Source organism: Bacteroides sp. AR20, assembly GCF_964250605.1.
Taxonomy (GTDB): Bacteria; Bacteroidota; Bacteroidia; order Bacteroidales; family Bacteroidaceae; genus Bacteroides; species Bacteroides uniformis.
This window is the reverse complement of the sequence record NZ_CAXUGK010000005.1, coordinates 127,506-142,730: the sequence shown is the minus strand read 5'-3', so window position 1 is coordinate 142,730 and position 15,225 is coordinate 127,506. Positions and strand designations below refer to the sequence as shown.

At 33.5% G+C, this 15,225-nt stretch carries 14 protein-coding genes; all 14 read right to left on the bottom strand.

Annotation, left to right across the window (positions count from 1 at the left end):
* On the bottom strand, positions 1 to 547 hold a 547-nt coding region (locus ACESTD_RS04920; protein WP_373158703.1), incomplete at its 3' end, for a DegT/DnrJ/EryC1/StrS family aminotransferase.
* Positions 548 to 560: 13 nt separating this feature from the next.
* Positions 561 to 1,151: an acetyltransferase gene (locus ACESTD_RS04915; RefSeq protein WP_008664826.1), complete on the bottom strand. Its 591-nt coding sequence runs from the start codon at positions 1,149 to 1,151 to the stop codon at positions 561 to 563.
* 9 nt (positions 1,152 to 1,160) lie between these two features.
* Positions 1,161 to 1,769 carry a sugar transferase gene (locus tag ACESTD_RS04910; RefSeq protein WP_008664828.1) on the bottom strand — a complete coding sequence of 203 codons (609 nt, stop codon included), beginning with the start codon at positions 1,767 to 1,769 and terminating at the stop codon, positions 1,161 to 1,163.
* Positions 1,770 to 1,852: 83 nt separating this feature from the next.
* Complete coding sequence (locus ACESTD_RS04905; RefSeq protein ID WP_008664830.1) at positions 1,853 to 3,070, bottom strand: glycosyltransferase family 4 protein; 1,218 nt, start codon at positions 3,068 to 3,070, stop codon at positions 1,853 to 1,855.
* Between the two features lies 1 nt (position 3,071).
* A complete protein-coding gene (locus ACESTD_RS04900; protein WP_034532945.1) occupies positions 3,072 to 4,943 on the bottom strand; it encodes an alginate lyase family protein in 1,872 nt (623 codons plus the stop codon).
* Positions 4,944 to 4,956: 13 nt separating this feature from the next.
* A complete protein-coding gene (locus tag ACESTD_RS04895) occupies positions 4,957 to 7,080 on the bottom strand; it encodes a bi-domain-containing oxidoreductase (RefSeq protein ID WP_008664834.1) in 2,124 nt (707 codons plus the stop codon).
* Complete coding sequence (locus ACESTD_RS04890) at positions 7,077 to 7,850, bottom strand: acyltransferase (RefSeq protein ID WP_232282164.1); 774 nt, start codon at positions 7,848 to 7,850, stop codon at positions 7,077 to 7,079. The genes ACESTD_RS04895 and ACESTD_RS04890 overlap by 4 nt, the downstream gene beginning before the upstream one ends.
* Positions 7,844 to 8,188 carry a hypothetical protein gene (locus tag ACESTD_RS04885; RefSeq protein ID WP_034532894.1) on the bottom strand — a complete coding sequence of 115 codons (345 nt, stop codon included), beginning with the start codon at positions 8,186 to 8,188 and terminating at the stop codon, positions 7,844 to 7,846. The genes ACESTD_RS04890 and ACESTD_RS04885 overlap by 7 nt, the downstream gene beginning before the upstream one ends.
* Positions 8,172 to 9,212 (bottom strand): glycosyltransferase, encoded by a 1,041-nt coding sequence (locus tag ACESTD_RS04880; protein WP_373158702.1) that lies wholly within the window; start codon positions 9,210 to 9,212, stop codon positions 8,172 to 8,174. Before ACESTD_RS04880 ends, ACESTD_RS04885 begins: the two co-directional genes overlap by 17 nt.
* A gap of 5 nt (positions 9,213 to 9,217) precedes the next feature.
* Positions 9,218 to 10,381: an EpsG family protein gene (locus ACESTD_RS04875; protein WP_008664840.1), complete on the bottom strand. Its 1,164-nt coding sequence runs from the start codon at positions 10,379 to 10,381 to the stop codon at positions 9,218 to 9,220.
* Positions 10,382 to 11,470, bottom strand: a complete 1,089-nt coding sequence (locus ACESTD_RS04870) for a glycosyltransferase (RefSeq protein ID WP_008664842.1) — start codon at positions 11,468 to 11,470, stop codon at positions 10,382 to 10,384.
* Positions 11,467 to 12,939, bottom strand: coding sequence for an MOP flippase family protein (locus ACESTD_RS04865; RefSeq protein ID WP_008664844.1), 1,473 nt, complete (start codon positions 12,937 to 12,939; stop codon positions 11,467 to 11,469). Before ACESTD_RS04865 ends, ACESTD_RS04870 begins: the two co-directional genes overlap by 4 nt.
* A 14-nt stretch (positions 12,940 to 12,953) precedes the next feature.
* On the bottom strand, positions 12,954 to 14,075 hold the full coding sequence (locus ACESTD_RS04860) for a TDP-N-acetylfucosamine:lipid II N-acetylfucosaminyltransferase (protein WP_008664846.1): 1,122 nt from the start codon (positions 14,073 to 14,075) through the stop codon (positions 12,954 to 12,956).
* A 3-nt stretch (positions 14,076 to 14,078) separates the two neighbouring features.
* The gene (gene rffA, locus ACESTD_RS04855; RefSeq protein ID WP_373158701.1) at positions 14,079 to 15,215 is read right to left on the bottom strand and encodes a dTDP-4-amino-4,6-dideoxygalactose transaminase; all 1,137 of its coding nucleotides are present in this window, start codon (positions 15,213 to 15,215) and stop codon (positions 14,079 to 14,081) included.
* Positions 15,216 to 15,225: the final 10 nt, after the last annotated feature.

The following is a 15,225-nucleotide window of genomic DNA, read 5'->3' as shown; positions in this document are numbered from 1 at the left end:
ATTTGCCAAAAGTTCCGAGGACTTGCCCGTCAAACTTGCTTCCAAAGCCTTCGGCGGCATCCTCTATGACCGGAATACCATATTTATCTGCCACTGACATGATTTGGTCTATCCTGTAGGGCATTCCATACAAAGCTACCGGAACAATTGCTTTAGGTTTCCGCCCGGTCTTGTTGATACGCTCCCTGATAGTCTGCTCCAGAAGAACCGGGTCCATGTTCCATGTATCAGCCTCAGAATCCACGAATACCGGAGTAGCACCGAGGTAGGTCACCGGATGGGAAGAGGCACAAAAGGTAAAGCTCTGCACTATCACTTCATCGCCCTGACCAACTCCGCAAGCAAGCAGGGCCAGATGCACAGCGGCAGTACCAGCACTTAAAGCCACCACCTTTTTATCCTGCCCTACAAAACATTCCAAATCCTGCTCGAAGGCATTCACATTCGGTCCGAGAGGAACAACCCAGTTGGTATCAAAGGCTTCTTGTATGAAACCTATCTCCTTGCCGCTCATGTGGGCGAGGCAAAGATATATTCTCTTATCCATAAAATTACGTGATTTACAAAACTATATTCTTGATAATCTTACACCTATTCCCTACAGCCAACACACCATCCGGAATATCCTTTGTAACAACGGAACCAGCACCTATAATACTCCACTTCCCTATCTTAACACCCGGAATAACAACACTGCCGGCACCAATCCATGTCCCCTCGCCAACTTGCACATTGCCACAAAGCGTACAATGGGGAGAAATATGCACATAATCAGCAATCAGACATTCATGATCCACCGAAGCACCGGTATTGATAATACAATGGCTGCCAATACAAGCATCCGACTGCACAATTGCCCCCTGCATAACTACCGAGCCTTCTCTTATCTCAGTTTCTTCAGATATAATTGCAGAAGGATGAAAAGCTTTGCCATATTCAACCTTTAACTCCTTGGCAATCTTCCTGCGAATACCATTATTCCCAATACTGATTATCAATGGTCCGCAGACCTTCGACGGACGTAATACGGGATAGTCAAAAAGACAATGAATTTCCTCATTATCATCAAACAACGCTTCAATCGGTTCATGATTTGCACGCAATATATCAATGATCACTTTGGCATGACCACTGGCACCATATAAATACATGTTTTGATATTAGTTATTTCCAGTAAAGACTTCCATCGTAGCCGAAGTATCAGAGCTGATACCTTCCCTTATAAATACCTTTCTTATTGTCATAAAAACAATTTTCAAATCAAGTAGAAAAGAACAATGATCTACATACCACACATCCAGTTTAAATTTCTTTGACCAACTGATAGCATTGCGCCCGTTAACTTGCGCCCAACCCGTAATCCCCGGACGGACTTCATGACGACGAGCTTGTTCTTTACTATAAAGCGGTAAGTATTGAGGCAATAAAGGACGGGGACCTATCAAAGCCATATCCCCTTTCAATACATTAATCAGTTGTGGAAGCTCATCAATCGAAGTAGAACGTACAAAACTTCCAACTTTTGTCAAACGTACAGCATCAGGCAATAAATTCCCCTCTGCATCCCGTTCATCGGTCATGGTCTTAAACTTGATAACTTTAAAAATCTTTCCATCCTTCCCTGGACGCTCCTGAGTGAAAAAGACCCCGGAGCCCTTATTGGCAAAATGCAACCAAAAAGCGACAAGAAACAGTATCGGCCAAATCAAAGCCAATATGCAAAACACGAGAAGGAAGTCAATCACTCTCTTAAGAAAATGAGAATACATGCTCTAATAATTATGTACCAATATGAAGTCGTATCTAATATCCTTAAAAAAACTATTCTTCGATAACAAGACGATAAAAATCTTCATTTTAAAGAAATTACTTCCTCCAAGAATGAAACGAACTTATCCGCTAATGATTTTCTTGAGAAATTAGCTTCTGCAAATGCCCTAGCCTTCTGCCCGCATTCTGTTCTGTATGTATCATCGTCCAATAAAGAAATCAAGCCTTCGGCAAAAGCATTTGCATCCTTAGGAGGAACAACAATCCCTAACTTATTTTCTTGAATCATATCAGCAAGCCAACCTGGATAATTGTTTAAGACAGCCAATCCTGAAGATATATAATCAAAAAACTTATTAGGTGAAGTTCCATAGTAGAAAGCCGGAACATCAGCTAATACCATCAAACCCAAATCTGCTGATGCAACAACTTTATTTAGTTCCTTCTTAGGCATCGGATTATAAAAACGACAATTATCCAATTGCTCTTTTCGAGCTCGTTCCATCAAATGCGGTTTCATTTTACCGTCTCCTATAAATGCCAACACAATATCCGTCCGTTGCTTTGCCTTCAGCACTGCAGCAGCATCCAACACTGCGTCCAAACCATTGGCAATTCCATGTGCACCAGTAAAAACCGCCACTTTATCTGTTTCGGAAATGCCCTCCAACGAAAGATTATCACGTGAAGATGGCTTGAATATCTCCAAATCACACCCGTTCGGAATCATCGAAATACGCTTGCCTGGCTGGCTCCTTCTTTTAATTCCTTCACAAATTCCAGGAGAAAGACCAACACAAGCATCCGCGCAATGATAACTCAACCACTCCAAAATATTCATCCCCCACAATAAAAAAGGATTCTTCATACCTAAGGCCTTAGGTAATTCAGGCCACAAATCACGAACTTCAAATATAAATTTTTTCTTCCGGAACAACTTCATTACTATGCCTGGAATACCGGCTGTCAAAGGAGTAGAAGTTGCAAACAACAAATCATAATCTTCTTTCAATGCTATTTGAATACCTTTCCATCCAAACTTCACGAAAGTCCATGCTCTTTTGGCGATACCATCCTTATTTGAGTAAGGTAAAGCTATCTGAATCACATCTATACCATCGACCATTCCTCTATGAACATTTTTCATCGTTGTGTTCGGCAAATCTAGCTTGACCGTTTCACCACAAACCACGCAAACAGAATGACCTCTGGCAATCAGATGTTTTGCCAATTCATAAGAACGTGTCCCCCCCGCTTGGGTGGGAATGGTAAAATGTTGATGGAAATAAAGCACTTTCATTTTATATAAATTGAAGGATTGTTTTTATCGAGCTATTTTTAGTCTGAAATTCGATTTGCCTACATTTAGTCGTTTGACCATAATAATTAGAACATAATTGTTCTGTATCAATAGTTTCACCGTTTGATTCCAAACTAAGATTATCCTTATTTGTATGCCATAATTGACGCATATTCATATTTTTGGGGTTACCATCTATACAATCTTCTATCTCCCACTTACATGTGTTTTTCCATTTTACAATCTTTCTATAATGTTTTATTTTCTTATTCAGATAAGTAAAACAAGAAACTTTTCCTTCAAATATGTAAGTATCCTCTGTTTCTTTCAACGAACTCCACTCTGCTTGCGACCAATTATACCAAATAAATCGATCTCCTTTCAACATTTGGTCATGTCCTTCAAGCATTATTGTATTATGAGATTCCGTACCCATAAAATATCGAAGTAACTTCTCTGTTGTATTGTATTTATAACTACCCCCATCAAACAAACAATTCTCTCCTTGATACCAAATATCCAAATGCAGATTATCCGCATGCGCAGGTCGGTCCTTATGTCTTCCACATCTGATAAAAGAAAAAGTATCCTTTTCACGAATACAATAATATCCTCCCTTATCAAAAGAAATGCAACCAAACTGTTTTTTTATTGGTGGATACATCTGTCGGTTTGCTTTCCACTCGCACAAATACCATTCTCTATCCTCATATTGCCGATCATACAAATGTTCGGAAGTAAGCAAATAATATAATGCATCGAGTTGAGGACGATAATCACGATAATCGCAATCATTAAGTTTAAAAAACAAAGCTCCATCATTCGAACCATAATTGGATAACCAACCGGTCGAATCATCCTGGCATTGATACAAAAAATTCACAGACTGATAAGCACGTTTATATACTTCATCACAAAACCGCTCCCCATTTCTGTCTGCCAGAGTAATGGCCCATGTCAAAAGCTGAACCACTACCCGATGATAATTCATGCTGAATTGCAAATAAGTACCATCTTCTGCCACTTGGTATTTTATCTCTTCCTCAAACCATTTCTTTCCTTTCTTTTTCCACTCTCCAGATTCTGGAAACTGAGGAAATAACAGACCTACCAGATACAACGCCAACGTTTCTGTTATTGCATGATTATTACGCACTGCAATCCGGGAAAAATTTATATTTGCACGTACATGCTTTATTTGCCAATAAACAGACTGGATGATTAACCTAAAAACATCTTCCGTCAATTCAACCGAATCTTTATAATAATAAAGTGCGAATAACCAATTCAATACACGCAAAGATATTTCCTGACTACATTTATAATTAGGTCCACAATTAAGTGGGTTTTTATGAATCCAGTCCTCTATTTGAGAAAATACAAAAGACGCATGATTTTCACCAGACTTTTGATCATAGAGGATAATGTCATAGAGAAAAGAAAAACGGGACTTTTCCCATACATACTTTATATCCCCTGCTTCAGGCACAATATCCTCTACTGTCGTCCAGTGTACATTCGCATTATATTTATAGTTCGTATCAGGGTTTGTCAGCCAGTCATAATCCGTTCCAAGGTTGTACCAAACGGCAGAAAAGAAGCAATATTCACCGCGCTTCATTCTATTGACTCTCTCTGAAAGTACCCTACTATCAGTATGGGTCAATTTCACGCTCTTTCTACTTGAAAAGAAAAAGGGTTTTGCGTGCTTTCTCCAATCCGCCAATGACAAATATTCTTTATCCTCCCAAGAAATAGGGTATGCTCTTTTCAACATTCCCCCTTTACGGCGTATTTCATACTGGATACGAAACAAAAAGTACTTTATTCCCATGTTATGAAATAACTGAAAATAAAGAAGAAGTTTATTCATAAGGAACACAGAATTATTCAATCTCAATCCACTTGTTCTGCTTCAAGCTATCGATACAAGCAAACGATGCCTTGGCTGTATTTACAATAGAGTCAAATGGAATTAAAGCTTCTCCTCCGTTTTGTATTCTATCATTCAATAAAGCAAATTGGGTAGTATGTCCTTTATCCATGCCTTTTTTCATTTTAGAGAATCCTTTGCAACCATACCCTTTCAGTTCTCTCCAATTGTCAAGAACCAGCGTCTTTTCTTGTGTATAGATTTCTATTCTCTCTTTCGAATAAGACTTGCTACCATTAGCAAAATAGTTTATCACGGCATTCGCCCCATTCTCATATCTTAGCAAAATACTCGCATTATCCGTATTCTCTTCAGGATTTTCCCCCATTGCATTCATACATACGGCAACAACCTTACTGTCTGCGAAAAATGAGCATAAATCAATAAAATGGCAAGCCTCACCAATAATACGTCCTCCTCCCACTTTCAAATCATGCACCCATACTTCAGACGGTATAAATCCGGCATTCATAGTTGCCACAATATTTTTCACTCCGCTTCCGGAAAGCTGTTTCATTTTCACCGCGAAAGGAGAAAAACGTCGGTTATACCCCACAGTCAATGTTACTCCATTCTTTTGTGCTTCCTGATAAGTTTCAGTAATCTCATTCAATTCCGCTTGATTCAAGCACAACGGCTTCTCTACAAATACATGTTTCTTTGCTCGTAATGCATCCAGCACCATTGAAGCATGAAGATTATGCCGGGTTGTAATCATTACCAAATCTACAGCCTCATCTTTCAGGATTTCCTTGTAATCAGAAGTTGCTTTCATGGCACCAGCCTTTTGAGCCAAAACTTTAGCAGACAAACCTTGTGCACTCGCAATGTACCGAATATGCGCTCCTGCTTTCGTCAAAGCAGGTAGCATCGTTGCCGATGTAAAGTTTCCAGCACCGATAATACCTATTTGTCCTTTTGTTACTGAAAAGTCAGCAGAAGCAACCTCAACTATCGTATTTCGTTTTGCATCAACGGGATATTTCAAGATAGAAGCGATAGAACCATGTTTACGCATGTCCCCATATATCTTTTCATAATCTTTCAAATCCACTTCTTCAGTAATCAATGATTTCACATCAATATTCCCCATGGATATTGCCTGCAAAACAGTCTCGAAGTTTCTTTTTTCTGTCCAGCGTACAAAAGGTAACGGATAATCTATTCCTTTATTTTCGTAATCTTCATCATAACGTCCCGGACCATAGGAACAAGAAACTTGGAATGATAACTCCTTTTTATAAAAATCATCCCTACGAATATCCAATCCTATTACACCTACAAGCACAATACGGCCTCTTTTCCTTGACATCTCAGCCGCCTGGTGAATCACTTCATCTGTTTTAGCAGAAGCAGTAATCAATACAGCATCAGCCCCATGTGAATATGTTTCTTCAAGCACATATTTTACAGAATCTGTTCCTTTAGCAGGATTTACCCCTATCACTCCTTTAGTACGGGCCAATTCCACCTTTTCTTCATCAAAATCAATTCCTATGACTCTACACCCATTCGCTTTCAATAATTGCGCTGTTATCAATCCAATCAAACCTAACCCGATTATAACAACAGTTTCTCCCAATTGCGGATTCAGCAAACGAATACCTTGCAAACCTATAGACCCAATTACAGTAAAAGCAGCTTCTTCATCCGAAACATTTTCCGGTATTTTAGCTACCAAGTTTTTAGGTACACAAACATATTCGGCATGTTGTCCATTAGATGCCACACGATCGCCCACCTTAACTTCTGTAACTCCATTTCCTACAGCAACCACTACACCGGAATTACAGTACCCTAAAGGCAACGGTTGTCCCAGTTTATTAAAAACCGCCTCCAATGTAGGTTGCAAACCATCTGTCTTTATCTTATCAAGTACTTGCTTTACTTTATCAGGCTGTTGACGGGCCTTGTCTATCAAATTTGCCTTTCCAAACTCGACAAGCATACGTTCTGTCCCTAAAGAGACTAAAGAACAAGATGTTTTGACTAAAACATAACCCGATTTTACCTGAGGAACCGGTACTTCTTCAAGTACAGTCCTCCCTGATTTCATATCTTGAATGATTTGCTTCATAACTTATATTTTAATGATAATGCTTTTTTCTCTATAAAAACCCAAGAAATAATTGCGATACAAACTGTTATAATCAACGCCATCAACAAGTAAGAAATGTTACCTACAAATTTCATCTGAACAAATACATTTATCACCAACATATGGTATATGTATATACCATATGAAATATCATTCCCATGTAAAACTTTTCCTAATGATATTTTTGAAAAGGCTGCACTAATCGTCAATATACCTAATAACAGATTAGCCAATAACGTAGTCCAATCATCCAAATGATACCCAGGCAAAGCATCAGCAAAATAGCAATATAAACCATAAATTAAAAACCAATAGCATATTTTCCCTTCTATAAACCATTTAATCTTACTCCAATTCAAAAACATCAATCCACCAAAAAGGAAAGCATATAAATAAGGAAAAATCGAAACTTCGATAAGTTTATCCAATATACTTTCTCCACTTTCACAAGCACTTGTCCACAAGAAATTGAACATTGCAGAAAACAAAAATAACGCGATAAACTTCACTTTTATTGATATGTGCTTAAGAAAAAGAAAAAAGACAGGTAATAAAATATAAAATTCTAATTCCACAGGAATCGTCCATAAACTACCATTAGGAGTACCAACTCCAAAATTTCTTAATAAATTAGGTGTGTAATATTGAAATATGGTTATCTGTCCAAAAAACCATGCCCACAAGTCTAAATTTAGAAAAGAAGTAAAACTGATAACTTTGAAAAGCAATAATAAAGCCATTGCTAAAATAAATGCAAACCATAATGCCGGAAAAATCCGAAGGCACCTATTTTTGATATATTGTAAAATATATTTACCCCCCCCATAGACTTTTTAATACTACAATTAATATATGAACGGGTTATTAAAAAACCGCTTATTACAAAAAACACCATCACTCCTGGGAAAAACGATATAACATCCAAGATTTCGTCATATCCTAATATCTGTAAATGATTTATCCCATGACCCAACAAGACTTGTAATGCAGCAAAGAGCCTGATTAAATCAAAATTATTTTCACGAGAAATTTCATTCCCATTAATTAATTTCCATCCAATTTCACTATGACTATTTACACTTTTCATAAATTTCCAATAATTGTTCAGGAACTCGATTATCAATACTGATTCCTCCTTCGGAGGAATAATTAGAACCATTATAAAATCCTAAAACTTTTTCCTCCAAATCTTCGTAACTCCTATTTTTAAATAAAACAGCTTCACTAGGCCTTTTGCAAACGTCACTTGCTACAGCCGGAGTACCACAAAACAAAGCCTCCTTAACAGAAATACCTTCTATATCAGTATATGTAGGCCTAATAAACAAATCAGATAATTTCCAAATCTCAAATCCATTAGGTATTTCTCTTTGGACAACTAAAATATTATCGTCAATATTCATTTCTTTTATCGAAGAGAGGCATTTCTGATAATATTCCATATCTCCAATCATTGGTAAACAAAAAACAAGCCCTACATTAATTCCTTTCTCTTTCAAAGATTTCACTAACTGTATCAATAAATCAAAACCATATATATCAATGCCATTTTCATAACGTAGTTTATAAGCATTTGCTGAAAGTAAAAAAGAATGTTGTTTCCTAAAAAACAATATATCCTCACTCAATCCTATATATTCGGCTTGAGTTGGAGGTAAAAAAGCGGGCAATATATGAAAATTATTCCTCGAACAATGAAAATGTGAGCACAATTTCAACAAATAATTATCATCATTCAAAACAACAAAAGCTGCACGCCGAAGAAAGACTTGAATAATTTTCTTTTTTATGAAAGAAGTTTTTTTTATCAAATTTTGATTATGTAATGTAACACCGACTTTATGTCTTCCCCCAAACAATAAAAATAAAGCAAATGCAAAAATATTATTTGAATGAAGATGAATAATCCTTTTCTTTCTAAAAGGTAAAAGAAGAAACTCCATCCAAGGATAAGATACGTGTTTTACATAAGAAATATTAGACACCTGCTTTCCAAAATTACGCAATACAACAGAAGAATCTATTGTATGCAAACTATGAATTAATCTATATATATGAATAGAGACTCCTCCTATAGGAGGAGGATATGTTCCCCAAATTTCAATCTTCATATAACTCATCTAAATGCCCTTTCACGCAATAAATCTTTTTCTTTAGTAAAAATAGTATAATATGGATAATATTTTCTATATTCTGGTACACCTCGAAAAGATGTTGGTGTAAAATAAGAATTGATTGGTAGATATATAAAGATACATATTAAAAACAATAATAGCACTCCACGAAATTTTACAAAATAGCAATGCGATATTATTGCATAAATTGAATTTGTAAGCATCAATAAATAAACTAAAAGAATATAGTTATTAAAACGATAAAAAAATGGAATGCCAGTATTTAAAGTTTCAAATATGAAATACAAAATCCCCAATTGTATTTCCCATTTTCTACAACCATTATAATAACCTTTAATAACTGAAATCCAATAACTAACAGCCAAGACAAAAGAACTTTTAAACAAAAAAGATTTTTCCCATTCTACTTTGTATTTCTCACTCGCTAAGTACGAAGTTGCCTTTTCATCTAAAGCCGCCCATAATGATATATCCATATCTTTAAAAGTATCATGCAAATCGGGTAAAAAAAGAAAAGAGAAAAGAGATAATATGATTAAATATCCCCATATTGCTTTTTTATGAATCGGAAGTAATTTTAAAACAGGTAAGACCAATAAAAAAAAAGCAGATAAATGAAACAAAAAAGAGATACTTACTAATATATAATATTTAAACCACAAATTTCTTTTATACGCTTCTAAACTAAATAAGAAAAAACCAACAGCAAACGACTCTCTCATTACTTCAAAATTTAATTCTGTATACAAGTATACAAAATAAAACAAAGTGGCAGTAAAAATATATTTAGTGTTAAAAACGATTGTTCTACTTATTGCATAATTTATGAATATAGCCTGAACAAATTGAAATACAAAAAAATCATTTGAAAATGATTTTAAAATAGAAATTAAGAATATCCACCCAGGTTGTCTATTGGCATTATCAAATACATAGCTTACTGTCAATTTATTTAAAGGCAAATAATCACCATACTCCGACATATATACTAATATATCAGAACCAACTCTATACTTCAGAACCGAAACACAAGTCAGTAATATAAAAATATATGAAAAGACACCTAATTTGGCGTCAGTTCTACTCAAGAAATCATATCTATATATGCCACATAAAATAATGGCAAATATTATGATATAAACCATTTATTTATAGATTGACAAAAAATGTTCTTCTTGATTACTCCAATAATAATCTGTCGGAACAAAATTTTTCATGTTAAGTAAGGTAATTAGTCCTTTTCTGACTTCATCCACAGTAATACAATCACAACAAAAACCATTTTCTCCATGTTTAACAACCCTTGCAACACCTGCAGTATTATTCGTCAGTACTTTTACCCCTAAATTCAAGTATTCATACAATTTATTACTTGCACAAAAATAACTATTAAAATGTCTTTCATTATAAAAACACACACCAATATCAGAAGAATTTACTGCATGTAATACTTCCTTGTTAGGAATAGCTGGATACATAAAAACTTTTTTCTGAATTTTCAAATCCATTATCAAATTATTTAAGTGTTTTTTATAATTCTCTGTTCCGTTTCCTATAATAAAAAAAAGAATATTATCTATTTCCCTAACAGCCTTAAGAACAAGTTCTATCTCTCTTTCTGGCGTAATTGCACCAAGATATGTAACAACTTGTTTATGATTCACATCAATATTATATTTATTTTTAAAAAAATCTTTTGATAGATCCATCACTCTATTTGGGAAGTTTTCAATCAACATATATTTTGACAATGGTAATTTATATCGAAAATAAAAATAATACAATCTATCAATTTGAGGAACTATTACAAATTTTACTTTACGCAACAATGTCTTTTCTACAACGCTCCAAAAGGATTTGATTATTCCAGAGCGACTTTCTAAATACAATTCGTGAGCATCGTATACAATCTCTATATTTTGTGGTAAAGCATACGCAAACATTAAAGTATTTAAATCATTACAATGCAAAATATCCGGAGAAAGCCTTACAATTTCTTTCCTCATTTTGAAAAAATATATTAATGTAGAAAATAATTTCATTATAGGATTACTACTATAATTCCTACGCAATAATATTATATTAAAGTCATAATTTGATACATTATCATCTACATCAAAATCTGATAAGATCAAGGAAACCTTATATCCAGCCTTACATAACGTAGATATTTCTTTCAATACTCGACCATCATAACGAATATTGCCAATTAATAAAAATAATACATTTTTCATTTTATGCCCAATCTTACAAATAAAAAATTAACTATTGAGAGTCTATCCAAACTAATAAATCTATTTATCAAAATGATGTCCTTTTTATTGTAAACTAAACTTAATAGTACATATAGCAATAAGAATAAAATACCAATAATAACAAGCCCTATATATGAGTTTAATCGCATATAATGTATAAAAACTAATGGGGATAATATCAATGAAATAAATAGAGGAGTACTAAAACTCTTTATATACTGCGAACAAGAAATATTCAATAGAGGTTTGTAAATCAATAGAATTTCAGGAAAAAGATTTATAAAATTTAAGATAAAAATGACAAATACAAAAATTACAAAAGGACTCAAAGAAGCAAAATACAAAACTATCATAGTTACAATAATTCTATAAATTGTCCAATAAAATCCTATATCAGTTCTGCCTGTTGCAACAAGTAAAGCCCCTAGTGGATTTCCAATACTACATATTGAATAGTAAAGGCATAAGATACTGAATACTAATGAATACTCAACATATGAACTACCATATATTACACCCAATACATAAGACGAGCAATAACAAAGAAAAAAATAAATAGGCATATCAATAAAAGATAGCACCCTAATTACGTTAATATATTTTTCTCTAAGTAAAAACTGATTATCTTGGCATAATGCCAAACTAGGTGTTAGCACTTTAGTAACTATTGGATTTATGAATGAATAAACTTTAAATGCGAGTTGCTTACATACAGAATATACTCCCAATATTTCTAATGAATATGCTGTTCCTATAAGGAATATATCCATCTCTCTTGATAGATAATCTAATGTTGAAGAGCCAACTTGATATATCCCTATCTTTAAATAAGGCTTTGTTTCATAGAAATTAAAATGCAATCTTATTATTCTGTCCTTAAAAACAGAATACGACAGATAAATAATAGCTATAAAAAAACCATAAAATAAAGTGGAAAAAACAAGTGCATATACGCCCAAACCAATATACACTAAAACAATAGAAAATATGACCATTAAAACAGATGCAGTCATATCAATTTTTGCAATAACACTGAACTGCATTTGTTTTTGTTGAAAAGTACGTTGAAGTCGAGATATCGATGAAAAAATAACATTCAACGATAACAATGATATAATATTAACCAATTCCGGTTGGTTATAATATATAGCTACCCATGGTGCCAATATGCAAATAATTACAGATATTACAAATCCAGATATAATATTAAACCAATACAATGAACTATATTCATTTTTTGATATATCCTGTTTATGGAGTACTGCAGATGAAATACCCATATCCATAAATATCTCTGTAAATGAAATTACTAAAACAGCTATGGCAATAAGTCCAAAATCTTCTTTCCTCAAAAATCTTGTAAGAATAGATATTTGTCCCAATTTAGCACATGCATTTACTACAGCACTAAGCGAAGTCCATTTAACTCCATTTATTGCACTACCCATATTGACAGAGACAATCAGAAATTTGATTTTATCAAATAATATAAACGTTCCTTAGAATAAATATTATTTAATATTTTACGATTATTTGCAATTTCATTTGATGATAATTGATTAATTATACTACCTACGGTTAATTCATTCAATCCAAATATAACCAACCCTTTATCCTTATAAAATTTCAACAATGGATTCTTTTCATCCAAAAAGACTTTTCCGCCTATAAACAATGCTATAAGAATATTACCAACGGCTTCTTGTCTCCAATTTCCATATATAAAGACATCTGCAGATAGTAAAAATTTATTATATTCTTCCAATGGCATGAAATCACGAATTGCATTGAATTTTCGCCCAAAATATTGTTCTCCAACTTTGGATATATAATTAGCATAATTCATATTACCATAACTCAACGGAACAAATATTTTTTTATCATTCACACCTAACATTTTCAACCTTTCAAAAATTGATAAGTGATTTCCCGTCGGTGATGAAGAATTTCCAATAATAATATTATTTCCTTTCGTTATAGAACAATACAATTCATCAGATAAAATCTCATCAATTGGATAATAAAAGAAATCTTTATATTCTAGATGTGATAATTCCGGATAATACGATAACAATAGTGGATATTCATCATACATACTATCTGGAACAAAATAATGTACTTTCTTGACAGCATGCAATAGTTCGTGTGTTTTTTTGCATAACTTCATTTTATACAACAATTGATACAATCTATATGGAATCTTTTTCGTACTTATCCTCCATAATATTTTTCTGTCTGCATACAATTGATAACCTCTATTCTCTAATAAGCCACTATACAAATCTGCCCCCCATTCAATCCAGTATATTTTCGAATGATTTATTGAATTAACAAATCGAATACTATCTGTAGTGAAAAAATGGATTATTATAGCTGCATATTTATTTACATCACCAATAATATTCCAAAAAATACTACTACCAAATTTCACATAAAACACTTGATTTTTTTTTTGCACATATTGAGGTAAGGATTTCTCGTCATTAAGAAAAACGATAAAAACATTCTCATCAGGAAATACTGAATTAAATGCATCTATACACCTATTTATTACTTTTTCATCTGGAACAATGTGTAGCCGCATAAATTAAGAAAAAAAATCATGTATAAGAGTTATTATTTTAACAATATCATTATCTGTTAAAGAATAGTACAGAGGCAGTCTCAACAAACAATCTGTATACTTATCTGCCATTGGAAGATCAGGAATTTCTTTTGCATGTTTCTTATTAAACTCACTCTTATGAAGACTTAAATAATGAAATACCGCCTGAACATTGTTTTCTTTTAAAAACTCTATTAGTTGACTTCTTATCTCAAAAGAAGGACAGATCACATAAAACATATGTGCATTATTAGTTGCATATTGTGGTACAACAGGTAGCTTTAACTGATACACATTGCGCAAACCCTCATAATATTGATTCCATATATCAATTCTTCTTCTCTGGATTTTTTCTAATTCACACAATTGGGAATATAAAAAAGCAGCAGTATATTCAGATGGTAAAAAAGATGAACCTAAATCCACCCATCCATACTTATTTACTTCCCCTCTGTAAAATTCGGCTCGATTAGTTCCTTTTTCCCATATTATTTCAGAACGGCGGACAAGCCTTTCATCATTAATAATTAACAATCCTCCCTCACCACATTGTATATTCTTTGTTTCATGAAAAGAAAAAGCTGCCATATGAGCTATTCCTCCCAAACTAGTTTTTAAGCCAGTTTTGGGTGATGTAAAATATGAATCAATACCCTGAGCTGCATCTTCAACCACCAATAAATTATATTTACAAGCTATTCCCATAATAGCATCCATATCACAAGAAACTCCTGCATAATGTACAGGTACTATAACTTTTGTTTTCTTTGTTATCAATTTTTCTATAGTAGATGTATCAATATTGGGATTATCTGATTCACTATCAGCATATACTATTTTAGCTCCCTGCCTAACAAAAGCTAAAGCCGATGATACAAAAGTATAAGAAGGAACAATAACTTCATCTCCTTCTTTAATATTAGCTAATATTGCACACATTTCTAATGCATCTGTGCAAGACGATGTCAATAAACATTTTTTAAATCCAAACTTATTTTCAAAAAATTGTTGACATAAATGTGTATAATATCCATTACCACATATTTTTTTTGACTCTATTGCCAATTTTATATTGTGTAATTCCTTACCTGTACAATATGGGATATTAAAAGGTATCATTTTGTAAAAA